At 69.8% G+C, this 23,083-nt stretch carries 22 protein-coding genes; 10 read left to right on the top strand and 12 right to left on the bottom strand.

What is annotated here, in order from left to right; genetic code table 11:
• From L978_RS04935 to L978_RS04920, 4 genes are all read left to right on the top strand, one after another.
• A partial coding sequence (locus L978_RS04935; protein WP_052193339.1) for a Ppx/GppA phosphatase family protein occupies window positions 1–777 on the top strand: 777 nt, incomplete at its 5' end.
• Window positions 778–781: 4 nt separating this feature from the next.
• Window positions 782–1,255: a VanZ family protein gene (locus L978_RS18275; RefSeq protein ID WP_052193338.1), complete on the top strand. Its 474-nt coding sequence runs from the start codon at window positions 782–784 to the stop codon at window positions 1,253–1,255.
• Window positions 1,252–1,983 carry an arsenate reductase/protein-tyrosine-phosphatase family protein gene (locus L978_RS04925; RefSeq protein ID WP_231554971.1) on the top strand — a complete coding sequence of 244 codons (732 nt, stop codon included), beginning with the start codon at window positions 1,252–1,254 and terminating at the stop codon, window positions 1,981–1,983. The genes L978_RS18275 and L978_RS04925 overlap by 4 nt, the downstream gene beginning before the upstream one ends.
• Before the next feature lie 92 nt (window positions 1,984–2,075).
• A complete protein-coding gene (locus tag L978_RS04920; protein WP_052193337.1) occupies window positions 2,076–3,536 on the top strand; it encodes a polysaccharide biosynthesis tyrosine autokinase in 1,461 nt (486 codons plus the stop codon).
• A 24-nt stretch (window positions 3,537–3,560) separates the two neighbouring features.
• Here L978_RS04920 and L978_RS04915 read toward each other — a convergent pair whose 3' ends face one another.
• Window positions 3,561–4,652, bottom strand: a complete 1,092-nt coding sequence (locus L978_RS04915) for a hypothetical protein (RefSeq protein WP_052193336.1) — start codon at window positions 4,650–4,652, stop codon at window positions 3,561–3,563.
• A gap of 374 nt (window positions 4,653–5,026) precedes the next feature.
• Here L978_RS04915 and L978_RS18270 point away from each other — a divergent pair, with 374 nt between their 5' ends.
• Together L978_RS18270 and L978_RS04905 are read left to right on the top strand one after the other, a co-directional pair.
• The gene (locus L978_RS18270; RefSeq protein ID WP_052193335.1) at window positions 5,027–5,923 is read left to right on the top strand and encodes an AraC family transcriptional regulator; all 897 of its coding nucleotides are present in this window, start codon (window positions 5,027–5,029) and stop codon (window positions 5,921–5,923) included.
• Between the two features lie 196 nt (window positions 5,924–6,119).
• On the top strand, window positions 6,120–6,668 hold the full coding sequence (locus L978_RS04905; RefSeq protein WP_047520866.1) for a hypothetical protein: 549 nt from the start codon (window positions 6,120–6,122) through the stop codon (window positions 6,666–6,668).
• 68 nt (window positions 6,669–6,736) lie between these two features.
• Here L978_RS04905 and L978_RS04900 read toward each other — a convergent pair whose 3' ends face one another.
• Window positions 6,737–7,819, bottom strand: coding sequence for an acyltransferase family protein (locus L978_RS04900; RefSeq protein ID WP_047520864.1), 1,083 nt, complete (start codon window positions 7,817–7,819; stop codon window positions 6,737–6,739).
• Between the two features lie 47 nt (window positions 7,820–7,866).
• On the opposite strand from L978_RS04900, the gene lepB reads away from it, so the two are divergent.
• Entirely contained in the window at window positions 7,867–8,550 is a 684-nt protein-coding gene (lepB, locus tag L978_RS04895; RefSeq protein WP_047520863.1) for a signal peptidase I, read from the top strand.
• A 2-nt stretch (window positions 8,551–8,552) separates the two neighbouring features.
• Here the strand turns inward: lepB and L978_RS18265 are convergent, their stop codons facing one another.
• From L978_RS18265 to L978_RS18260, 4 genes are read right to left on the bottom strand one after another with little or no spacing between them, the layout of a single operon-like run.
• Window positions 8,553–9,482: a nucleotidyltransferase family protein gene (locus L978_RS18265; protein ID WP_052193333.1), complete on the bottom strand. Its 930-nt coding sequence runs from the start codon at window positions 9,480–9,482 to the stop codon at window positions 8,553–8,555.
• Window positions 9,483–9,507: 25 nt separating this feature from the next.
• On the bottom strand, window positions 9,508–9,807 hold the full coding sequence (locus L978_RS04885) for a PqqD family protein (protein WP_231554973.1): 300 nt from the start codon (window positions 9,805–9,807) through the stop codon (window positions 9,508–9,510).
• 47 nt (window positions 9,808–9,854) lie between these two features.
• Entirely contained in the window at window positions 9,855–11,648 is a 1,794-nt protein-coding gene (locus tag L978_RS04880) for a DUF4012 domain-containing protein (protein WP_052193332.1), read from the bottom strand.
• Between the two features lie 30 nt (window positions 11,649–11,678).
• Window positions 11,679–12,485: a glycosyltransferase gene (locus tag L978_RS18260; protein WP_156118227.1), complete on the bottom strand. Its 807-nt coding sequence runs from the start codon at window positions 12,483–12,485 to the stop codon at window positions 11,679–11,681.
• 131 nt (window positions 12,486–12,616) lie between these two features.
• On the opposite strand from L978_RS18260, the gene L978_RS04870 reads away from it, so the two are divergent.
• Both L978_RS04870 and L978_RS04865 read left to right on the top strand, forming a co-directional pair.
• Window positions 12,617–13,993 (top strand): O-antigen ligase family protein, encoded by a 1,377-nt coding sequence (locus L978_RS04870; protein ID WP_047520859.1) that lies wholly within the window; start codon window positions 12,617–12,619, stop codon window positions 13,991–13,993.
• Window positions 13,990–15,258 (top strand): glycosyltransferase, encoded by a 1,269-nt coding sequence (locus L978_RS04865; RefSeq protein WP_047520857.1) that lies wholly within the window; start codon window positions 13,990–13,992, stop codon window positions 15,256–15,258. The genes L978_RS04870 and L978_RS04865 overlap by 4 nt, the downstream gene beginning before the upstream one ends.
• Here L978_RS04865 and L978_RS04860 read toward each other — a convergent pair.
• On the bottom strand, window positions 15,206–16,465 hold the full coding sequence (locus tag L978_RS04860; protein WP_197055615.1) for a lipopolysaccharide biosynthesis protein: 1,260 nt from the start codon (window positions 16,463–16,465) through the stop codon (window positions 15,206–15,208). The two genes, L978_RS04865 and L978_RS04860, sit on opposite strands and share 53 nt — an antisense overlap.
• Window positions 16,466–16,520: 55 nt before the next feature.
• Here L978_RS04860 and L978_RS04855 point away from each other — a divergent pair, with 55 nt between their 5' ends.
• Window positions 16,521–17,645: a glycosyltransferase gene (locus L978_RS04855; RefSeq protein WP_156118226.1), complete on the top strand. Its 1,125-nt coding sequence runs from the start codon at window positions 16,521–16,523 to the stop codon at window positions 17,643–17,645.
• Here the strand turns inward: L978_RS04855 and L978_RS18255 are convergent.
• From L978_RS18255 to L978_RS04830, 5 genes are read right to left on the bottom strand one after another with little or no spacing between them, the layout of a single operon-like run.
• Window positions 17,627–18,763 carry a glycosyltransferase family 4 protein gene (locus L978_RS18255; RefSeq protein ID WP_197055614.1) on the bottom strand — a complete coding sequence of 379 codons (1,137 nt, stop codon included), beginning with the start codon at window positions 18,761–18,763 and terminating at the stop codon, window positions 17,627–17,629. The genes L978_RS04855 and L978_RS18255 overlap by 19 nt on opposite strands.
• Window positions 18,760–19,413 carry an acetyltransferase gene (locus tag L978_RS04845; RefSeq protein ID WP_156118225.1) on the bottom strand — a complete coding sequence of 218 codons (654 nt, stop codon included), beginning with the start codon at window positions 19,411–19,413 and terminating at the stop codon, window positions 18,760–18,762. The genes L978_RS18255 and L978_RS04845 overlap by 4 nt, the downstream gene beginning before the upstream one ends.
• On the bottom strand, window positions 19,397–20,017 hold the full coding sequence (locus L978_RS04840) for a sugar transferase (protein ID WP_081996918.1): 621 nt from the start codon (window positions 20,015–20,017) through the stop codon (window positions 19,397–19,399). The genes L978_RS04845 and L978_RS04840 overlap by 17 nt, the downstream gene beginning before the upstream one ends.
• Window positions 20,014–21,144, bottom strand: a complete 1,131-nt coding sequence (locus L978_RS04835; RefSeq protein WP_047520850.1) for a DegT/DnrJ/EryC1/StrS family aminotransferase — start codon at window positions 21,142–21,144, stop codon at window positions 20,014–20,016. The genes L978_RS04840 and L978_RS04835 overlap by 4 nt, the downstream gene beginning before the upstream one ends.
• A complete protein-coding gene (locus L978_RS04830; RefSeq protein ID WP_081996917.1) occupies window positions 21,141–22,970 on the bottom strand; it encodes a polysaccharide biosynthesis protein in 1,830 nt (609 codons plus the stop codon). The genes L978_RS04835 and L978_RS04830 overlap by 4 nt, the downstream gene beginning before the upstream one ends.
• Window positions 22,971–23,083 lie beyond the last annotated feature (113 nt).

Here is a 23,083-nt window from a genome sequence, read left to right as displayed (position 1 = left end):
GCCGAGGCCGAGCGCGTCGACGCGCTCCTGGCCACGGCGACCAGCGCGGTGCGCGACGCCCGCAACGGCGCGGCGGTCATCGCCCGCATCGAGGCCGCTCTGGGGCAACCCCTGCAGGTGCTCGACGGCGAGACCGAAGCGGAGCTGACCTTCCTCGCCGTGCGGCGCTGGTTCGGCTGGTCGGCCGGACAGCTGCTGCTGCTCGACATCGGCGGCGGCTCTCTGGAGATCGCGGCCGGCGCGGAGGAGATGCCCGATGCCGCAGCTTCCGTGCCCCTCGGGGCCGGGCGCATGACGGTGCAATACCTCCCGAACGATCCGCCCGGCGAGGCGGACGTCGAGAGACTGCGCGCGCACGCGGAGGCGACCATCGCGACCGTCCTGCCCCGCTTCGTCGCGCTCCCCCGCCCCGATCACGTGGTCGGCTCCTCGAAGGCGATCCGCTCGCTCGCCCGCTTGGTCGGATACCCGGCGCCGGGATGGTCGGGGAGCGAACGCATGCTGCTGCCGCGGGCGTCGCTCGGCGCGTGGATCCCCCGACTCGCCCGCCTGCCCGCATCGGCCAGACAGGAGTTGCCGGGGATCACCCCCGACCGTACCTTCCAGATCGTGGCCGCAGCCGTGTCCCTGCACGTGGCGATGACCGCGCTCGAACTGGACGAGCTCGAGGTGTCGCCGTGGGCGCTGCGCGAGGGGGTGCTGCTCCGCTACATCGAGCATCTGAACGGGACCCCGATCGAGACTGAGAGCATCGAGGAGCCGCCGCGACTACCATGACGGCATGCCTTCCCCCCGCCTCGCCCCCGTCCCCGGCGGAGTGCTGATCGCACGGGTGGCGCTCGTCGGCTACCTCCTCTTCGTCGGGTTCACCGTCTGGCTGCCGGCGACGGTCTCCGAGAAGGTCACCGGTCTGGTCGGCATCATGGCCCGATGGGTCGCCGACGCGGGCATCGCCCCGTACCGCCCGAGTGCCGTGGTGCTGGAGGTGCTCGCGAACGTCGCACTGTTCGTGCCCGTGGGTCTGCTGCTCGCCTTCGCGCTGCCGCGTCTGCGACTCTGGCAGGTCGTCGTCATCGGCGCACTGATGAGTGCGGTGATCGAGTCGGTGCAGGGCTTCATGCCCTCCCGCTTCCCCACGCTCAGCGACGTGATCGCGAACACCACGGGCACGCTGCTCGGCGGCGTGCTCGCCGTTCTCCTCGTGCGCCTGGGCGCGAGCGCTCGTCGCGGCGCGGATACGAGGACGGCGTCGTGAGCGGGCGAGGCGAGGAGAACCCGCCCACTGCGATGAGTCGCCGGAGCTGGCGCCGGCAGCAGTCCGCCGCCGCTCCCCTCCCCTTCGGTGCCGCCCCTCTCCTCGGCGGCTCACTCGGCGGCGAGGGCGACCAGGAGGGACCGCTCACGATCCTCACGGTGTGCACGGGAAACATCTGCCGGTCCCCGTTGGCCGAAGTGCTGCTGCGCGCCCGCCTCGAGCCTCTGGGAGTGCGCGTGCACAGCGCCGGAACGCACGCCCTCGTCGATCATGCGATGACCGAACCCGCGCAGGCCCTCGCGGTGAAAGCCGGGGCGCGCGCGGAGGACGCCGCAGCTCACCGCGCCCGGTATCTCCGGGAGCCGCTGCTGCGCGACGCCGACCTGGTGCTCACCATGGCCAGGAAGCATTCCGCCCACGCCGTGCGGATGATGCCCAGCCGCGTGCGTCGCACCTTCACCGCGCGGGAGCTCGCCCGATGGAGCAGGATCGTGGACCCGGAGCAGGCCCGGGCGGCCGCGGAGTCCGCCGGCGAGACACCCCGCGCCCGCTTCGCCGCGGTGCTCAGCCTGCTGTCCACGGAGCGCGGACCCCTGACGGCGGGCACGGAGGACGACGATGTGATCGATCCCTATCGCCGCTCCGCCGAGACCTACGCGCGGTCGAGCGCGCAGCTCCTGCCCGGGATCGACGAGGTCGAACGGCTCGTGCGCATCGCGATCGGCTGAGCGTGCCCTCCGCACGGGACCGTGCGGCCCCGTATGCTCTTTCTCATATGTGCATCCCGCCTTCCCCACGGGATGTGTGAGGGGATCAAGAGTTGGAACTGAGCGACTACATCCGGATTCTGCGCGCCCACTGGATCGTGATCCTGATCGCGACCGTCGTCGGAGCCGGAGCGGCCTTCGGCTGGAGTGCCCTGCAACCGAAGGTGTACTCCGCCGACACGACCGGCATCGTCACGTCGGTCGGCGGCGACGGCACCAGCGGCGCGGCGCTCGTGGGCAACCAGCTCGCCCAGAGCAGGGTGAAGTCCTACCTCAACCTGGGTTCCTGGCGGGCCGTCGCGGAGCACGCGATCGATGAGCTCTCGCTCGAAGAGTCGCCGGAAGAGCTCGTGGACCGGGTCTCGGTCACCAACCCGCTCGACACCACGGCACTGATGGTCACCGCGACCGGCCCGACTCCGGAGGAGGCGCAAGCTCTCGCCGAGGCCTGGATGCGCGGCATGGCTGCGGAGATCGAGACGCTCGAGGGTGGGACGGCGTCCACACCGGCAGCGGTCACGCTCATCGTGGGCGACTCGGCGCGCCTGCCCACCGCTCCGTCATCCCCGAACACCCGGCTGACCGTGATCATCGGCGCGTTCGTCGGCCTCGCCGCCGGCCTCATCTACGCCTTCATCCGGCACACGGTCGATCGCCGCGTGCGGCACCCGCGCGACATCGAACGCGAGACCGGGGTGTCGGTGATCGGAACGCTTCCGCTCGAGAAGACGATGTCGGACGAACGTCAGGTGATCGATTTCTCCCTGGACGCCCAGCACGGAGTCTCGCACCACACGATCGAGTCGATGCGCGAGCTGCGCACGAATCTGCAGTTCATCGACGTCGACAACCCCCCGCGGTTGATCGTGGTCACCAGCTCGGTGCCCGGAGACGGCAAGTCGACGGTCGCCGTCAACCTCGCCTCGAGCCTGGCCGCCGCCGGTGAGTGGGCCATCCTCATCGACTGCGACCTCCGCCGGCCCGTCATCGCCGACATCTTCGGGATGTCCCCCGACCTCGGCCTCACCGACATCCTCGCGGGACGCGCGGAGCTGCAGGACGTCGCCCACCGACCGAGCCGCGACATGCCGCTCGCGGTCGTCGGAGCCGGGCGGGTACCCCCGAACCCCAGCGAGCTGCTCGGCTCCCACCGCATGCGCGACTTCCTCGCCGAGATCAGCAAGACCGCGATCGTCATCCTCGACTCCCCGCCGGTGCTCCCGGTGACGGATGCGGCGGTGCTGGCGGCCGGCGCCGATGGTGTGCTGATCGTCGTGTCGTCCGGCAAGACCACCTTCGACATGCTGCAGCGCGCGATCGCCAACATCACCCGCACCACGGGCCGGGTGCTGGGCGTGGTGCTGAACAAGGTGCCGCGCAAGGGAGCGGAGTCCGCGTACTACGGCCGCGAGTACTACGGCGCGTACGAGCGCTACGGTCGCGACGACGACACCATGGCGGAGGCCGTCGCGACCCCCGAACCCGGTGTGCGCCGCCGGGGGTCCGGGGACTGATCCGGCCCCGGAACGGATCCACCCTCAGAGCCGCGGTGCGTCGACCGCTCTGAGCACCCCGTCGGCGAGCAGTCGTCGCACCGCGCGCTCCACGATCGTGTGCGCGTCCTCGCCTGCGGGCTCCCCGTGCGCAGCCACGACGGCCCGCACGATGCCTTCGAGCGGGCGTCCGTCCGCAGCCGCCCAGATGTCCGGTCCGATGCCGTCGAGCACGTGGACCTGCCCCCCGGTCGGCGTTCGTCGCAGCAGCACCGTCCGACCGTCGAGGGCGAGCGCGTCGACGGTCTCCGCACGCACGAGACCGCCGGGCTCCGGGGCGCCGATGACCGGCGATGTCGTTTCCTCGGTGACAGCATCGACGGGCCGCGATGGAGTGCGCATGAGGTCGTCGATGACCGCATCGATGCGGTCGACCTCGCGGTAGCGCACGCGCACGGCACCACCGGTCGCCGCGAGCAGCGCGGCGATCCGTCGGAGCGGCGCCGGGCCGTCGGCGAGATAGCTGGTCTGCGGCCCCAACAGAGCCAGTGCTTCCGAGATGTCGAGCGGGTCCACCTCGGGCTCTTCGGGTCCGTCGTCCGAGCGATCGATGACGACGATCTTCGCCACGCGGAGGTCGTCGGGCAGCGCCCGGCCCCGGTCCGTGCTCGAGAGCGCGATCTGAGCCTTGGGAGCGTCGCGACGCTCGATGATCGACAGCGGCTTCCGGTAGGGGACGACACGGCCGGCATCGTCGATGCCGATGGTCTCGTCACTGACGTACGCATAGCGCCGTGCCAGATGGCGGGCAGCCGTCGTCTTTCCGGTCCCCGATGCTGCGCTGAGCACGACGACCCGACCGTCACGCGCAGCGAGCCCGGCGGCGTGCAGCATCCAGACGTGATCGTGCCGCCGGTGCGCCAGGGCTTTCATCGTCACGTCGGTCGAGAGCGCGGACAGCGCTTCGGCGTCGCCGCTGCCCGCGGGGACGACGGCGGTGGCATCGGGGGCGTCGGGGGCGTCATACCGCGCGTCGACCCAGGCGTCGAAGGCCACGGCACGGAAGTCCGCGGAGCGTCGGGAGACGTCGATCTCGACGACGGCGCCGACCGCAGTGACGAGGAAGCGATCGGGCATGACCGCCAGCCTATCCACGATCTCGCCCGTGAGTCGTCTCGGCACATCCGGTCCCGAAAAAGCACAGAACGCGCAGGAATAACGCGCAGTGCGCGCTTTTGCTCCATTCGCCGAACAAGCTGCGGCGCGGCCTCTACGGTGGCTCGCAAGGTGAGGCTCCTGGGGGATGCAGACGAGCTTCGTGTCGTCTCGCCACACGAATTCGCAGTCCGTGTTGACAGGAGGCCGATGATGATTGAACCTGTATTCAATTCACCACTGTATCGACGCGCTGGAAAGGAATCCGTCGCACGACGAGGTGGTCGGCGGCGTAGGAAAACCACGATCACAGAGGCACTGCTGCCACACGCTGACACCCCGAGGACGGACGTCTCGTGACACGCTCTTCCGCTCAGGTCATCGACGATCGAGCGCTCGCCGCGCACGGGGTGCGGCGGATCGGAGACCGGCCGGGTCTGCGTTCCCGGGAGCGCGCCTCCGGCGAGATCATCCTGCTCAGCACGAACGGCGGGACCTCCGAACTCCACGTCGACACCGTGTCCGCGTACCCCGACCACGCGGTCTTCGCGTTCGTCCAGGCACACGCGCTCTGGTCGCGACTCGACGGCGAACCCTGGGTGGAGACGGCGGGCGGTCTGGTCGTCGCCGCACAGGGCATCACTCGCCGTCTGCGCTGGGCGGGCGCCTGGCGGTTCGTCGCGGCACTCGTGCCCCGGTCGGCGATCGCGTCCTTCGTGCCTTCGCTGCCTCCCGACGCCACCGTGTACACCGAACGTCGGCTGCTGGACACGTCGATGCAGCAGTTCATCGACTGCCTCCTGGACACGGACGACAAGGCATCCGCGATCGAGCAGTACGCCATCGAGCAACTCGTGATGGAGATGAGCGGCGCCGTGCTCCTGGATCGGATCGGCGGTGTGAGCGGCCAAGGTTCGCCGCATGCCGTGCTGCGCGAGAGGGCGATCGCGGTGATCGCTCAGCAGTGCGGTGATCCTGCGCTCAATCCGGCCCAGGTCGCGCACGAGGTGCAGTCGTCACTCCGGCAGCTCCAGCTCGTGTTCTCGGAGTCCGGGAACAGCGTCGCGGCCGAGATCCGCCGGCAGCGCGCCCGTCTCGCGCACTCCTTGCTGGTGGACAGCCGCTACGACGTCCTGAGCATCGATCAGATCGCCCAGCGCGCCGGATTCCACTCGCCGATGAGCATGCGGCGAGCGCTCGACGAGGCGTACCAGGCGACTCCTCGGGCGCTTCGAGCCACGCGCCGGGCATAGCTGCGCGCAATCGAAAAGCACACGTCGCGCAGGTTGCGCGCACGGTGCGCGAAGTTCGCCGAAACCCCCTTCGCTCCGCTCTCCACCGCCCTAGCTTGAGGTCCACGACGGGGCTCCTGGGGGATGCAGACGATCGTGTCGCCTCGTCACGACACCGCGGGAAACCGCATCTGCATCGAACAGGGAGGGCACTCACGTGACCGAGGAAATCCAGAAGAACAAGGGCGTCTCGCGCCGCACGCTCGTCAAGGGCGCGGCATGGTCGGTACCCGTCATCGCGGCCGCCGTCGCCACGCCGCTCGCCGCCGCCTCCGTCGCGGACAACGACCTCGTCCCGGCGCTCAGCGGCCCCATCGCACTGAGCCTCACCGCGGTCGGCATCCCGGTCGCGACCGTCAACACGGTCAACACCCTGACGATCACGAACAACGGCCCGGACGCCTCCACGGCCGGGGCCACAGCCGTGATCCAGTACACGCCGTCGCTGCTCACGCTGAACATCGGTCCGGTCGCCGGCGTGACCGTCGCGGGCGCCGACGGAAACTACACGCTGACGCTCCCGTCGATCCCGTCGGGCGGCAACATCGTCATCAACCTCGGCACGACGCTCGACACGCTGCTCGACCTCAGCCTCCTCACCACGCTCCTGGGCGGCCCGCAGCAGACCATGACCGTCACCGTGTCGGGTGACACGGTGACCGGCAACAACACGACCGCGCAGAACGTCGGCATCACGCTCCTCTGAGCCGCACGCCGCGAGGAAGGGCGCCACGCCGGTCGTGGCGCCCTTTTCGTGCGTCCGGCGGCTGCGGGTCAGGCCGACCGGTCGCGCGCCCGGAGGAGCGGCTTACGGCGACCGGTGAGCCACCCCATGACCCATTCGACCGGGCCGGTGCCGATGAACCTCCACCAGAGCCATCCGGCCAGGATCATCCCGGGCACGATCACCAGCCAGCCCGGCCAGAAGTTGTCGACGGGCCGCCCGTGATCTCCGCTCCACAGGGCGATGAGCCCGACGTGGAGGAGATACAGCGACAGCGCGACCTGACCGCAGGCGATCAGCGGCACGAACAGTCGTGTCCAGAAACGCCGAGCACCGTCGCCACGGACGGTCGCCGCGAGGACCACCACGACGACGGTCACGAACGTAAGAGCGAGATCCCGGAGGGTGTCGAGGTAGTCGCCCGTGCGCACCCCGGTCACGCCCAGCCGTTCCGCGACAGGCCAGGCCAGATACGCGAGGGGCGCCACCGCCGCGAGGACCCAGAGCAGAGGTCCGCGTCGAAGACCGTGCCTGATCAGCAGGGCTCCGATCAGGAACATCGGGAGCAGCGTGATCACGCGGTAGTTCTGCCCGAGAACGGTCCACGTCATCAGGTCGCGGATCGGCGCCGTGTCGAGCCCCTCCATGTTCCGCGCGGCATCGGCGACCGGCTGACTGATCACCAGGAGCACGGCGGTGATCCCGACGAGCACAGGGGTCCGGGCGAGCAGGAGCGGTGCGCCGATGATGAGGAGCACACCCAGGTACCCGAGGATCACATCGACCCACGAGCCCCACGTCGCCATCCAGACGCCGAGGAGGATCAGGAACAGGCCGCGCACGCCCTGCTGGAGCAGCGTCGTCGCGGCCCTCGCCTCGCGCCGACGCAGGAGCTCGGCCGACATCCCCATGACCAGGGCGAACAGCGGCGAGGCCAAGGCGTTCAGCGTGGCCTGGGCGAACAGCGCCGCCCACGGCAGATGGGGAATGAACGGCGCGGCGTGCGCGACGAGCATCGCGATGATCGCGATCCCGCGAAGCACGTCCGGAACGATGAGGCGTTTCGGGCCGGCGCCCGCCGATCCCGACGTGGCGGCTGCGGTCGCGGCGTCTCCCCCGGCGTGTGGAACCATTCCCTGACAGTATTGGGTCAGCCCCCGACCACGCGAGCTGGAGAGCGATGACGACCGTTGAAGCCCCCCGTCGCCGGCGCCGCCTGCGGAGCAGCGTGTGGTTCCACGTCGCGCTCGCGCTCGCGCTCGCCCTGGTCATCGTGGCCTTCGTCGGACAGCCCTCGTCGGGGTCGATGTCGCCCACACTCGAGCCGGGCGACCGCATCCTCGTCAACCGTCTCGCCTACGTCGCGGCCGACCCCGCGGCCGGGGACATCATCGTGTTCCGCCCTGGGGAGGGCTGGGACGCCGCTGCCACCTCCGCACGGGGCTGGTTCTCGGAGTCCCTGCACTGGATCGGCGAGACGACGGGTATCCGTCCCGAGGTCCTCGTCAAACGCGTGATCGCCGAAGCGGGTCAGACGGTCGAGTGCTGCGACGCCGACGGTGCGGTCCTCATCGACGGGCAGCCGCTCGACGAGCCCTACGTGGTCGACGATCTGCCGTTCTCCCCCGGGGAGCTCGACTGCGGGACGACACCGATGTCGACGCGCTGCTTCGCCGAGGTCACCGTCCCCGAGTCCGGATACCTCGTGCTCGGCGACAACCGCGGGAACTCCGCGGACTCCGCGTACCGCTGCCGGGGTGACGCGACCGCCGGCCCGGAGTGCTGGCGATGGGTGGACCGAGCGTCCGTCGTCGGGAAGGCGACGGCCGTGCTCTGGCCGCTGTCCCGCTGGAACGGCCTCTAGGGCTACGAAGCCGCCGCGTCGACCCGCTCGCGTTCCCGCTCGCGCCGGAAGTACCGCAGGAGCGCTCGCCCGCCCCGCGCCCACCGCGATCGCTGGTAGCGCCAGGCCTCGGCACGCGTCGGGAGCACGTTCGGGTCGTTGCGCGGCACGTCCGCGCGCGGCACCCAGAGCGCCCGGGCCAGGAGCCGCGCCCGCTGCGACAGCGGGGCTCCGCGCAGCTGCACCCACCAGCTGACGGCCGAACCGTCTTCCACGTACGCCTGGAAGAGCGTCCACCGGCGCTTCTCGTTGTCGCTGGCATCGGAGACGACCTCGCCGAGCCCCGCTCGGGTGATCACGTCGCGGAGTACCCAGACCGCGCCGCCGCGCCGGGCGATCCGCGAGAACTCCGCCCGGTCCGACGCGGAGAACCGCTCGATGAGCATCGTGGTGAGGAGGTCGCGCTCCTGTCGGTGCCGGGCATCCTGCGTGTTGCGCAGCGCATGCAGCATCCCGATCACGGCGGATCCGGCGAGGGACGGCACGGCCACCGCGGTGTGCGCCACCTCGATCGACGAACGCGTCTCCCAGACCGCGTCGAACGCCACGGAGGCATCGGCGAAGAACCCGGGGAACATCCAGTGCAGATCGATGTCGCAGGGCCAGGAGTCGTGGATGAACGTGCGGGAATGCTGTGGCAGGAGCGCGGGGGTCTCGCGGCCGACACGAAGGTGCCAGCCCCGCGCCTCGAGCCGCTCGCACATCTCCGAGAACCGCGACGGCTCCACCCAGACGTCGGAGTCGGCAGGGACGCGCGGTGCCCGCAGCCCGTAGTGGTCGGCCACGGGGCCCTTGATCGACAGCAGACGGATGCCGGCCTCACGAGCGATGTGCGCCGTCATCGCGTGGGCGAGAGCGGTCGCCTCCGCCGCGCGCAGAGCCACTTCGGTCACCGGTCACCCCCTCGGACGAGGATAGTCAGTCGCACGACGCCGCCCGCCGAGAGCGGAGTTCGGTCAGCAGCGACACGACATCGGGCTGCACCTGTTCTGCGTCGAGCTCGAACTCTTCGGAGATCATCGTGACGAGGTCGTCCTCGCCCACGGGGCCGTGTTCGACCAGCAGCGACCAGATGACACCGGCCGACCCGGCCAGAGCCATCGGCGGGGAATCCGGTGCGGTGAGCGGGAGGACCACGACCCGGCCCTCGGATTCGGTCCACGCGACGTGTTCGTCGACCCTCCACCGCGGTTCTCGTCCGCGCACAGGAGGATCCATCGTCACGGTCCCCACCCTATCGATCACGGTCTTCCGTCCGGCCCGTGTCAGCGGCAGGAGTCGGTCAGCTCGACGGGGGTGTCCCGCGTCATCGGCGTGTGCCAGAGGCTCAGCGGACCGGACTCCGGATCCGTCGACGAGAAGGAGAAGTCGACCACGTGCGTGCTCAGGGTGTCGTTGAGCACCTCGACCTTCACCGCCGGACGGCCGAGGTGGGTGCCCTGGCTCAGGATCGTCGCCGGGACACCGTCGAGGTCGACCGAGTCCAGAGTCCCGCCGACGGGCCCGTAGAGCACGACGTAGGTGCTGATGAGCGGCGGCTCGAAGTAGGGGCCGGTGATGTAGTAGGGCAGGGTGGCGGCGGTCTCGGGGCTGAGCGTCGAAGTCAACCCGACCGACCCCCGGTAGACGGAGCCCGTCTCCCCTGCGTCGCACGACGCGTCGATCGCCATGTCGAGGTAGTAGCTCTTCTTCGACCCGGTGTTGTCGTTCGCGTAGACGCCGAGCACGGTTTCGTCGACGTTGTCGTCCGGCATCGAGCCCGACATGCGCGTCCCGTCGATCACTGCTGCTTCCTCCTCGCTCACGGGGACATAGAGCAGCCGCCCTTCGTCTCCCGCCCGCTGCAGCGCGCCGATCAGGGCCACGGGGTTGCCCTGGCCCGCGGTCAGCGCCTCGAACACCCTGGCCGTCGCGTCGGCGAAGAAGGCGTTCTGCACCATCGGATCCTCGTAGCGGAAGTACACCTCGTTCAACAGCAGCGGCACCGCCTTCTCGGCGTTGAGCATGTCACCGGTCGCGAGCTCGATCGGCCCGGTCGCCGAGAGGATGTAGGAGAGCGCGACGGGATCGACGGACAGCACGCCGTCGACCGGTGTGCCGACCGATTCCGCCCAGAACGCGCGCACGAGTTCCGCGGATGAGGGGAAGTCCGGCGGCATGGTGACATCCGGCGACCAACGCCCGATCTTGTCGCCGAAGATCGCGACCGCTTCGGGGTCGAGATCGATGATCGGCTTCGGTCGGTCGCTGTGGAAGTCCGAGCTGTTCGCGAAGCCGGCGATCGTGATCTTGCCGCCTTCGACGTGCAGCTGCAGGAACACCGCCGGGTTGCCGCCGAGGCTGCGGGCCTCCGAGTTTCCCTGGAACATCAGCAGATAGTCTCTGGGGCCGTCTGCTCCGAGCGCGGCCGGGAGGAGACCGAGAAGCCGCCCGCCGTCCTCGAGGACCGGTGTCACCGTCGCCATCATCGAATCCAGCCCGGCGATTCCGTCCTGCACGGGGCCCAGCAGCGCCGCACGATCGATGTCGGCAAGATCACGGGAATGCTGCTCGACGACCGGACCGGCGGTCTCGACGAGCGCGGTGAGCTGCCGGATCGCCTCGACGTCGAAGGCGCCGTCCGACGGGCGGAGGCCGCTGAGCACGAGAGGCATCGCCGGGCGTGCGAGGTCGGCGATGAGCGAGCGCCCGGTCGACGTGGCCACCCGGATCGCGTCGACGTTCGGGCCCACGCTCGGCACCCAGTCGACCATCGACCAGGTCCAGTCGTCGACCTCGTCCTGGGCGGCGCCGAGTCGGGCTTCCATGGCGGAGAGCTCGGCGTCCGCGGCTGCCGCGTCACCGGCTGTGACGGCAGCGGTCAGCGGCGCCACACGGTCCATCGCCGCTGCGACGTGGTCCCTGGTGGAGAGGGCGCTGGATGCGAGCTTCCCCGCGAGCAGGGCGAGCGCAGCGAGGACGACGAGGATCACGAGGACGATGGTCCAGATGATTCGCCGCCGCCGTGCCCGACGCCCCTCGGCCCGCACACGAACAGACCGGTCGCGCAGTTCACTCACGCTGAAATCCTAGGTGACCGTTCCCGCAGATCATGCCCGTGTGTGCATGCGCGCGCGCAACCATCGCACCATCGGGGTCGGCAGCACCCCGCTCACGACGGACTTGACGATACGCAGGTACTCGGCCGGACGGGCGCCGAGCCTCGGGTAGTAGTGCAACCGGACGCGGATCTCGTCCCCCCGGTTGCGGAGCCGGCGCTTCGCGAAGTCCGCCGCCTCGACCCGGTAGTGGTAGACGACCTCCGGGACGATGTACATGCGCTCACCGGCGAGCAGCATCTCGCACCACAGGGCCAGGTCTTCCGCACGGCGGTACTCGGGGTACCCGCCGACCGCGGCGAGCGCCTCCGTGCGCATCATCGACGCCGCGTGGATGGGCGCGCCCCCGCGCATGAGCGAACGCCGTGTGACCTCCCCCGGTCGCCCGTGCACCAGTGCGGGTCCGTCCGTGGAGAACTCCACGGCCTGCCCCGACACCACCGCGTACTCGGGGTGCTCGGCGAGGAAGGAGTGGATGGTCTCGAGGTAGGTCGGCTCCACCGTGTCATCGGTGTCCATCCGTGCGATGAAAAGACCCCGTGCCTGCGGCCAGCCGGCATTGAGCGCGGCGACGAACCCCCGGTTCTCCCCATAGCCGACGACACGGATCCGATCGTCCGCGAACTCGACGGCGATCGCCGGGACGTCGTTCCGGCCGCCGTCGTCCACGATGAGGAGCTCGAACCGCGTCTCCGTCTGCGCCAGGATCGATGCGATCGCGCCCCGTAAGAGGTCAGGGTCCGTGTTGTATTCGGCCATGAGAACCGTGATGAGAGGGGATTCGGACTCGTGCGGCACAGTGCGAGACTACCCGGGCGCGACGGGGCACACCCCGCGGGATTGGTATCGTGAACGACGCGTAGCGCATCCACGCGCACGACCCGCCTCGACCACGGTCACCGGCGGTCCGATCGGTGCAGGGGGTGGAGATGGCGACGGCCGTCAACGTGCCGCGTGCGGCGACGATCCCGCCACACACCCGCAGGCGTACGGAACCGCGCTTGGGGCTGCTGCCACGCATCCTCGTCTTCCTTCTTCCGCTCGTCGCCGCGATGAACCCGGTGCTGCCGATCGTCGGGCCGGTCTCCCCGTTCCCCCTCGTCGCGGCGATGCTGTTCGTCGTCGGGGTCATGCACGTCCGCCCGGGGATGCCGGTCGGACCGGTGCGCACCGCTGCCTGGTTGTTCTCCGTCCCCCTGCTGCTCGTCAGCCTCCTCACCCTCCTGACCCGGTTCGGGGCCGCGTGGGCCCACAACGAGGCCGTGTCCGTGCTCTCCGGGCTGCTGGCCGTGCTCGGACTGTGCATGATCCGCCTCACCCGCGGAGTGCTCCGGCTCCTGATGAACGGGTGGCTCCTCACGTTCATCGTGACGGGAGCACTCGCCGTGCTGGAGTTCTTCACCGGTTTCCGCCTCGGCGTGAGCTATCTGGATGTGAATCCGCTCGCCTCCGACGTCGGCATCGTCTCGGTGTTCTTCAACCCGAACAACTATGCGGCGTTCCTCGCCCTGTCCCTTCCCATCCTGATCGTCGGACACGCACTCGCCCGCTCAAAGGGGCTGCGATCGGCCTACGTGCTCGCCCTCGTCGGCTCCGTCCCGCTCATGGTGGTGACGAACAGCCGATTCGGCTACGCGGCGATGCTCGTCTTCATCGCGGTGTGGCTGGTGCTGCGCTGGCGGAGGTTCGTCACCCGGGTGGTGGTCGCGCTGCTCGGATTCGGTGCCGTCCTCACGGTCTCGGTGTTCGCGAATCGCGTGGTCAGCGGCTACTGGGGCGACATCCAGTACTCCATCCCGGTCCTCGGGCTCACCATCCCCGTCGACGCCTCGCTCTACGCGCGCTGGAACCTCGCGCTGAACGGTCTGGACACCCTGGCCGTCGACCCGCTCTTCGGGGCCGGACCCGGTGGGTTTGAGATCCACGCGCAGGGGACCCCCGCGGTGCGTCAGACGTTCCGCATCATCAACCCGCACAACGGCGTGATCGAGCTCCTCTCCCAGTACGGCATCCTGATGCTCGTGCTCGCCGTCGTGCTGACGCTCTCACTCTTCGTCGTCGGGTCCCGTCATCTCCGTCGCAGCGAGGCGGGGACGCCGGAGCGCGCGATGTCGTTCGCCCTCGTCTGCGGAGTGTTGATGCTGCCGCTGATCCTGCTGATGAACAGCTCGTACCTCGAGATCCTGCACACCTGGGCGGCCCTGGCCGTGTTCGTCGCGATCGGTGCGTATCTGAGCACCACATCACCGACGGAACGGGATGCCACAGGGTCGCTTCCCGCAGACGCCGACGGGGCGCGCGCGTGACGCGGACGCTCCTGCTGCTCACCCACCAGTTCCCCCATGCCTGGGGCGACACGGCGTTCGTGCGCAATGAGATCGACGCCCTCGCCGCGCACTTCGACGAGGTGCGGATAGTGAGCTTCTGGGGCGACGGCATCCCGCCGACGACGCTCCCCGCCGACACCGCCTACCTGGGGAGCATCGGGCGCATCACTTTCGGTCGCGCGCTACGCGGCGCCCTCAGCCTGCGCCGCCTGGGTCGCCTGGTCACCGTCACCCGACAGGCGATCCGGGCTGACCGATTCCGGGCCAGGGCCGACGTGCGTGCGATGCTCACGGGGATGGCGATCGCCCGACGACTCGACGAGCTCGGTGCACGCACACACCCGTCGGAACCGCTCACCGTGTACGCCTTCTGGGGCGTCGACATCGCGTACGCCCTCCCCTGGTTCACGACGGCGGAAGACACGGTCGCCGTGCGGGTGCACCGCTACGACCTCGATGATACGAGTGAGGGCTACCGCCCGCTGCGACCGGCCGTGCTCGCCGAGGCGGATCTGCTGCTGACGATCTCGGAAGCGGCCCGCGGGTATGCACGCGAGCACTATCGCGGCCTGATGGACCCCGCGCGCATCGAAGTGCGACGGCTGGGCGTCCCCGGCCCTTCGGCGCCTCCCGCCCGGCCCCGCACGCGATCGACGGTGCGGGTCGTGAGCGCTTCCTCCGTCATCCCCCTGAAGCGCGCCGAACTGATCCTCGACTCCGTGGCCGAACTCGCACGGCGGGGCCGGCGGGTGTCCTGGACCCACTTCGGCGACGGTCCGGGGTCGGCGGCGCTGCGCGCACGCGCCACCGACCTGGAGGATGAGCTCCCCGACCTCGAGGTCGTGCTCGCGGGGCGGGTCCCGGTCCAGCGGATCCTCGACCACCATCGCGACGCCGCCCCCGATGTGTTCCTGAACCTGAGCACCATCGAGGGGGTCCCGGTGAGCATCATGGAAGCAGCGGCGTACGGCATCCCCGCTGTGGCGACCGATGTCGGTGCCACGGGCGAGATCGTCGGACGGGAGCGGGGCTCCGGCGTCCTGGTTCCATCGGACGCGACGGCCTCCGACGTCGCCGATGCCGTCGAACAGGTGCTCGCCGATCCGCAGGACTTCGATCCCCACCGGGTGTGGGCGGAACGGTTCGATGCGGAGCGCAACGCCGAGGAGACCGCGACCGCGATCGGCGCTCTCACGCCGGCGGCGCCTCGGAGCGCTTCGCGTCGAAACGCGTCGCCACGCTGAACGACAGTGCGATCAGCACCAGGAGCAGCACGCTCATCGCGCCGCTCATCCACCACACCGCGCTGACCAGGTCGGCGCCGAGGAACCAGAGGATGGTCAGCGGCACCAGCATGTACACGATCCCGAACACGAGCATGGTCCCCTGTCGCCCCGTCACGATGAACAGGTTCGACAGGGGAGCGGTGGCGACGTTGAGATACAGCCACGGCGTCAGCGCCTGCACGATCGCACCCGCCTCCTGCCACTGCGGGCCCAGGAACCACGGGACGATCGTGGGGGCGAGGAGCGCGAGCGCGGCGAACGGGACCGCGCCGATCAGCAGGGCGTTGCGCGTGACCGAGACGACGACACGACGGAGTTCGCCGGGCAGGGCGCTCGCCATCCGCTGGTAGTACACCTGCGACACGGCACCCGCGATGAGTGCCATGGGCGACTGCGTGAGTTTCCAGGCCATCGAGAACTGTCCCAGCGCCGAGACGGAACCGGCTCCGATGATCAGGTTGATGCCGTTGAGGCGTACCGCGTCGATGAGCGCGTTCGGCGCGTTGAGCAGGGGAAGCTTCCGGTAGCGGTGCAGCAGGCTCAGCGTGCGCGCGCGATCGGCCGGGACGTTCCGGCGCCGTGAATCGTCGAACACGAGGAGGATGGTGACGCCCGCGACCTGTCCGGCGAGGAAACCGACGATGAGCCCTTCCGCCCCCGGCAGAACGGTCACCCCGAGGGCGATCTGCACACCGGCGGCGACGACCGCCTGTACCACCCGCGACACGCTCTGCACGCGGTAGCGCCGGGTTCGTGTGAACCAGAAGTAGAGGATGGCGCTCTCTCCCGCCAGGAAGACGCTGCCACCGAGCAGCAGGATCCACCACGGGGCTTCTCCCGATCGCACCAACATCACGGCGATGACCACGGTGATGAGGAAGGTCACCGCGGACAGGGCGAGCGCGATCCGCGTCGAGGCCCGCTTCAGATGCACCGCGTCGTCGTCGCCCTCGGGGAGCACGATCGCGAACTCGTACCGCAGCGCGACGATCAGTCCGACCAGCGAGCTCACCGAGAGGAACAACGCGAGGATGCCGAACGCCTCCGGTGTGAAGATCCGGCTGATCACCGGCATCGTGGCGAGTCCGATCAGCTGGGCGAGGACACTGCCCGTGAGCAGCGTTCCGATGCTGCGGACCGTGCCCGACCGAGTCTGTGCGCTCACGCCCTCCATTGTGGTGTATCCGGTCGTTCCGGACGTGCGCCGCTACGCTGTGAAGGTGACGGAACCCGCGGCGACACCTCCCCGGGTCGTCCTCGTCTACCTGCTCGACCTCCGATCACACCGGCAGATCCTCGAGCGCACCGCCGCCCAGCTGACCGCGTTCCAGGATTCGGGTCTCGATGCCGTCGCCGTCTGCCTCGACCGCGGCCTCCCCGGCGAGTTCCCCTCCGCTGTCGAGGCGCTGCCCTCGCGGGGACCCCGGCTGCTGCGGGCGTTTCTCGACGCCCGCCGGCTGCGCACGCACCTTGAGAAGGAGCACCCCGCCGCCGTCGTCGTGCGCTACGGGTTCGCCTCACACACACTGGTGCGCATCGCCCGCAGATTCCCGATGATCCTCGAGATCCATTCCGACGATACCCGCGAGCTCCCCTCCGGCCGCCTCGTGCGCGCCTACGCCGCCGTGAGCAACCGGCTGTACCGCTCTCGTCTCCTCCACGCGGTGCGAGGAGCGATGTTCGTCACCAGAGCGCTCGTCAGCCTGCCCGTCTTCGCGGAGATCACCGGCCCGCGAGCCGTGATCCCGAACGGCGTCGTGCTTCCGGCCCACGCCCTCCCCGTGCCGCAGAACGATCGCCCGGTCGTCGGGTACTCCGTGGGCTACGCCGCCCCCTGGCAGGGCCTCGACCGTTTGGCCGCCCTCGCCGACGCCCTCCCGGAGTTCACGTTCCGACTCGTGGCTCCGGCGCCGGTGATCGCAGAGGCAGTGCGCGACAGCAGGGTCGAGATCATCATCGCCGGAGACATCGCGAGCTACCGCGCAGCCGTCGCCGGATTCGACGTCGCCCTGGGCGGCCTCGCGCTCGACCGCAAGGGGATCGAGGTGGCATCGGCGCTCAAGGTGCGCGAGAGCGTCTCGCTCGGCATCCCCACGCTGCTCTTCTCCCGCGACGAGGACCTGGAGGGGATCGACTCGGCGACGCTGACGACGGTCGCCCGTGGTTCGTGGACCGCCACGGAGGTCGCCCCGACGGTACGGGAGTTCGTGCGCGGTGCGGTCGGCGCGCGCATCCCGGACACGGTACGGCAGCTGGTCGATGTCCGGACCAAGGCGGAGCGATACGCGGCCCTGGTGCACGAGGTCCTCGCCGACGGTGAGAGGACTCAGCCCGCCCATCGCTGAGAGTGCTGTGCCCACACGGTCTCGGGGGCGAACTCCGCGACGGCGCGATCCCGTGCGGCCGCACCGAGCTGCGTCCGCCGCTCGCCGTCCTGCAGCAGCGTGATCAAGGCGTCGGCGAGCGCGCCCGCATCCCCGACCGGGGTGATCATCCCGGTGACGTCATCGATCACCGCATCCACGCAGCCGGTCGCATCCGAGACGATCGCCGGGACCTCCATCGCCGCCGCTTCGAGCACCACGTTCGGGAACCCCTCGCGTCGGCTCGGCAGCACGAGCACATCCATCGCCCGCAGAAGTGGGCGCACGTCGGCGGCGAAGCCGGTGGTGTGCACCGGGATACGCGTGTCGGCGGCGGCGGCGAGCGCGTCCGGAGCCGCTCCCTCGTCCCCGCCCACGAGGAGCAGCGGAGCCGCCAGGCCCCTGTCCGCACAGACCCGCAACGCGGCGAGCAGTGTGTCGATCCCCTTGTCCGGGTGCAGGCGACCCACGAAGCCGACCACCGGTCCCGGCGAGCTCCCCACCCACTCGGCGACGTCCCGATCGAGCGCGGGGACATCTGCTCGGGGCGAGAAGTGCACGGCGTCGACGCCGTGCGACGACCCCGCTCCGAGGACGGTGACCTCGCGTGCACCGTTCAGTCCCAGTTCGCCCACCCGGTCGGCCAGACTTCGGCTGTTGGCGATCACCTCGGTGGAGAGGCGCATCGTGAGCGATTCGAGCGCTGCGAAGACCCGACGCCCCAGACCGGACGCCGTCTCCATCCGCAGCCCCCACACCTCGTAGACCCGGCGCGGTACCCCCGCGGCGCGGCCGCCGAGCGCTCCGAGGAGCGCGGCCTTCGGCGTCGCGTACACGAGCACGTCTGGACGCAACCGCCGGAGCAGACGCCGCACCTGCCGCAGGGCGCGAAGGTCTGCGAGCGGTGAGGGTTCGCGCGTCATCTCGAGTGGCTCGAACGCGACACCGGCCTCGTGCGCCAGCTCGACCGCACCGGGGCCGTCGCTGCACACGAGCGTCACTTCCCACCCCGCCTCCCGCAGGAACCGGAGGTACCCCCGGAGGAAGGTGGTCGCGGTCAACGAGCTCGTGACCATCACGCACAGGCGCTGAGCTGTCATCGAGCGGGCACACCTTTGACGACCACACCGTCGGCCACGTCGCGGGTGACGCATGCCGCCGCCCCGATCACCGCGTCCGCACCGACGCGAAGCCCCTGAAGCACGACCGCACCGGCGCCGACGAGCGTGCGCTCGGACACCCGTACCTCCCCGGAGAGCACGGCACCGGGATTGACCGAGACGTCGTCCCCGAGCACGGTGTCATGCCCGACGATCGCCCCGGGATTGAGATGCACCCGCCGGCCGAGACGGACGTTCGTGGAGACCTGCACGCCCGCGCACACGACGGATCCGACGCCCACCGTCACCTCCGAGCCCAGGACGGCACGAGGATGCACCAGGGTCGCGGATGTCGCGCCCGTCGCCTCGAGGTGCGCGGCGATGCGGGCGCGCACGGCGGGGGCTCCGATCGCGACGACGACGAAGGCCGTCGACAGCACGCGCTCTGCGGCGTCGACACCGCCGAGGTGGCGATAGCCGCGCGCGGCGAGTCGTTCGAGGTGGATCGCGGCGGGGGCGTCGTCCACCACTCCGAGAACTCGCCAGCGGGGTGCGCCCGCGTCGGCGTTGACGGCTTCGATCACGTCGAGCGTCTCGCGCCCGAATCCTCCTGCGCCGATCACGACGATGTCGTCAGCCACCGTCTTCACCGAACCTCGACATCGTCGCGTGTCCTTCCGCGGAGATCCCGTCCCGCCTGACCACCGATCCGATCGTCGCGATCACGATCCGCAGATCCAGGCCCAGGCTGCGCCGGTCGACGTAGCGGACGTCCAGTGCGAACTTATCGTCCCAGGAGATCGTGTTGCGACCGTTGACCTGGGCGAGGCCCGTGATGCCCGGACGCACCTCGTGCCTTCTGGCCTGCTCGGGGGTGTACCGGTCGAGGTACTCCACCAGGAGCGGGCGCGGACCGACCACGCTCATGTCGCCGCGCAGGACGTTCCACAGGCTCGGAAGCTCGTCCAGGCTCGTCGCACGCAGCCGGACGCCGAACGGAGTGAGCCGGTCGGCGTCGCTGACCCGTCCGCTGCGCGCATCGACCGCGCGCATCGACCGGAACTTGTACAGCGTGAAGACCCTCCCGTCGCGGCCGGGGCGCGGCTGGGCGAAGAGGACCGGACTCCCCAGCCGGAGCACGACGAGGATCGCGATCACGAGGATCACGGGCGACAGCACCACCAGTGCGATCGCGGAGGCGACGATGTCGAGTCCGCGCTTCACCAGGTCGTACGGCCGTCGGCGAGGGCTCATGCGGCGACGAAGCGACGGATCGCGTCCAGCACACGCGTCCGCTGCGCGGAGGTCAGGGCCGAGCCGCTCGGCAGCGTCAGCCCGCGGGCGAAAAGCGACTCCGAGGCTCCCGAGATCGCGCCTCTCGCCCCGGCGAAGACCGGCTGGAGATGCATGGGCTTCCACAGGGGTCGGCTCTCGATGTCGTCGGCCGCGAGTGCCGCGGAGAGCTCCGACGGCTGCCACCCCGTCGAGGCGGGGTCGATGAGGATCGAGGTGAGCCAGACGTTGTCGTCTTCGTCCCCCTCCGCTCCGAAGACCTCGATGCCGTCCACCTCGGCGAAAAGCGACGCATAGAGCGCACGCATCTCACGGCGGCGGGCGATCATCTCGTCCAGTCGTCGCAACTGGGCGCGTCCGAGGGCCGCGAGCAGATTGCTCATGCGGTAGTTGTAGCCGATGTCGGTGTGCTCGTAATGGACGACCGGCTGGCGCGCCTGCGTGGCGAGGTAGCGCGTGTGGGCGGCGATGGCCGGGTCGTCGGTGAGGAGCATGCCTCCGCCCGAGGTGGTCATGATCTTGTTGCCGTTGAACGACACGATCGACGCACGACCGAAGCTCCCCGCCGCACGGCCCCGATGTCGGGCCCCGAGCGACTCGGCCGCATCGGCGAGCACCGGCACGTCGAACTCGTCGGCAGCGTCGAGGATCGCCGTATAGTCGACGGTCTTGCCCAACAGGTCGACGGGAACGATCGCGACGACCCGTTCACCCGCGGCGTGCAGACTCCGCAACGCCTCGCGCAGCAGCGCGACGTCCATGTTCCCGGTGGCCGGGTCCGCGTCGATGAAATACGGCTCCGCGCCCGTGTAGACGATCGCGTTGGTCGTCGCGGCGAAGGTCATGGTCGAGGTCACGACGACGTCACCGGGGCCCGCTCCGAGCGCGAGCAGCCCGAGGTGAAGCGCCGCCGTCCCCGAGCTGAGGGCGACACCGTGCGCGACGCCGACGCGTTCGGCCATCTCGACCTCGAAGGCATCGACATCGGGACCCAGCGGGGCGATCCATCCCGAGCGCAGCGCTGCGAGGACCGCTGCTTCCTCCGCCTCGCCGACGTCGGGCGACGACATGTGGATGCGATCGCTCATGTGTCGAGGACCTTCCCCAGGCTCCCGGGATGCACGGTCACCCTGTCGTCGTCGCGCGGCTGCGCGGACATCCGACTCAGCCAGCCCTCCTTGTCGAGGTCATCGGGAGCGACCGCATCCGCACGCGTGTGGGCGACCTTCTCGTGGAAGGGGCGCTCGAGATCCTCGCGCACGCCCACGAGCTCCTCGTGCAGCTTCTCGCCGCGGCGGAGGCCGGTGAACACGATCTCGATCGCCTTTCCCGACATCGCGATCATCCGCTTGGCGACATCGAGGATCCGGACCGGTTCCCCCATGTCGAGGATGAGGACCTCGCCGGGGCGTCCGATGCCACCCGCTTGGATCACGAGCTGACAGGCCTCAGGGATCGTCATGAAGTAGCGCGTGGCGTCCGGGTGGGTGACCGTGACGGGGCCTCCGGCATCGATCAAGGACCGGAATGTGGGCAGCATCGAGCCACGGCTGCCGATCACATTGCCGAACCGCACCGAGAGGTACCGCATCCCGGTCTGCTCGCCGGCCCACGCGGTGAGCTTCTCGGCCACGCGCTTGGAGTGCCCGAGCACGCTGGTCGGGTTCGCCGCCTTGTCGGTCGAGATGTTGATGAAGGTGCTCACTCCCGCCTCGCGTGCGGCGTCGAGCACGTTGAGCGTGCCGATGACGTTGGTCTTCCAGGCTTCGTCCGGATACTGCTCGAGCATGGGCAGATGCTTGAGCGCGGCGGCGTGGAAGATCACCTCGGGCTGGCGGTCGCGGAAGATCTCGAAGAGGGCCGCGCTGTCGCGGATGTCGGCGAGCACCACGTCTCTGGTGTCGAGCAGGCCGTGGCCCGCCGTTCCGAGCTGCGCCATCTGCAGGCCGGTCTCGTCGCGGTCGAGCATCATCAGCTCGCTCGGTCCGTACTTGGCGAGCTGGCGGCACAGCTCCGAGCCGATCGATCCGCCGGCGCCGGTGACCAGCACACGGCGCCCTGTGATGTACCCGGCGATCAACTCGACATTCGTGTCGACGGGATGGCGCCCGATCAGGTCCTCGATGCTGATGTCGCGCACGTCCCCGGGCGATTCCTCGCCGCTCACCATGCTGCTCAGCGTCGGTGTGACGACGACTCTGAGGCCCGCCGCCTCCGCATCGTCCGTCAGTCGGCGCAGCAGCGCCGCATCCGCGCGTCCGATCGCGATGACGAGGACCTTCGCTCCCGTGCGTGCCGCGATCTCCGCGATCTGATCGGTGCGGCCGAGCACCGGGACCCCCCGTAGCCGGAGGTGCCGTTTGCCCGGATCGTCGTCGAGGATCCCAACCGGCCGGATGGGCGAGGACGGGTCGGTGGTGACGTTGTGCAAAAGTGTGTCCGCGACGTGGCCGGCACCGATGACGACCGCAGGATCCGCGGCGTCGTCCGGCTTGCGCGACCGTTCGATGAACAGGCGGGCCGCGTAACGGACGCCGAACATCAGCAGGAGCACGAAGGGGAAGGCGAGCAGGACGGTCCCCCGAGGGACACCGACGAAGGGCCCCAGGATGATGACCGCCACCGCGAGCACCAGCGCCAGCACGCTCACCGCGGCGGCGAGATTGCGCACCTCCTCGAACGACCCGTAGGTGAATCGCCCGAGGTAGAAACGCAGGGAGAACCCGATGCCCACCTGGATCGCCGCCGCCGTCAACGCGAGGACGACCGTGGATGCCCATCCCGCCAGCGTCGGCTCGAACTCGAATCGCAGCACGACGGCGGCGAGGATGCCCACGATCCAGGCTCCTGCGTCGACCGTCGCGGCCAGTGCACGTCGGCGCCGTGGCGCGAGTGCGATCGTCTTCTCCGACATCCCCCTGTGTCAGCCCTCCCTGAAATAGGTCTCTCGGACGTCGGCCTCCCCGCCTCCGCCCGAGTGATCGTCCTCATCCTGGCATATCGACGACGTCATCGCCGTCGCGCGCA

This window comes from Microbacterium sp. ZOR0019 (genome assembly GCF_000800925.1).
GTDB lineage: Bacteria > Actinomycetota > Actinomycetes > Actinomycetales > Microbacteriaceae > Microbacterium > Microbacterium aurugineum.
This window is presented reverse-complemented; position numbering and strand designations above follow the sequence as displayed.

What these genes read in the sequence shown, in the direction of transcription:
- L978_RS04830 (WP_081996917.1), bottom strand. Translation starts at nt 22,970, where the DNA reads ATGTCGGAGAAGACGATCGCACTCGCGCCACGGCGCCGACGTGCACTG.
- L978_RS04870 (WP_047520859.1), top strand. Translation starts at nt 12,617, where the DNA reads ATGGCGACGGCCGTCAACGTGCCGCGTGCGGCGACGATCCCGCCACAC.
- L978_RS04885 (WP_231554973.1), bottom strand. Translation starts at nt 9,807, where the DNA reads ATGGATCCTCCTGTGCGCGGACGAGAACCGCGGTGGAGGGTCGACGAA.
- L978_RS04840 (WP_081996918.1), bottom strand. Translation starts at nt 20,017, where the DNA reads ATGAGCCCTCGCCGACGGCCGTACGACCTGGTGAAGCGCGGACTCGAC.
- lepB (WP_047520863.1), top strand. Translation starts at nt 7,867, where the DNA reads ATGACGACCGTTGAAGCCCCCCGTCGCCGGCGCCGCCTGCGGAGCAGC.
- L978_RS18275 (WP_052193338.1), top strand. Translation starts at nt 782, where the DNA reads ATGCCTTCCCCCCGCCTCGCCCCCGTCCCCGGCGGAGTGCTGATCGCA.
- L978_RS04900 (WP_047520864.1), bottom strand. Translation starts at nt 7,819, where the DNA reads ATGGTTCCACACGCCGGGGGAGACGCCGCGACCGCAGCCGCCACGTCG.
- L978_RS04835 (WP_047520850.1), bottom strand. Translation starts at nt 21,144, where the DNA reads ATGAGCGATCGCATCCACATGTCGTCGCCCGACGTCGGCGAGGCGGAG.
- L978_RS04915 (WP_052193336.1), bottom strand. Translation starts at nt 4,652, where the DNA reads ATGCCCGATCGCTTCCTCGTCACTGCGGTCGGCGCCGTCGTCGAGATC.
- L978_RS18255 (WP_197055614.1), bottom strand. Translation starts at nt 18,763, where the DNA reads ATGACAGCTCAGCGCCTGTGCGTGATGGTCACGAGCTCGTTGACCGCG.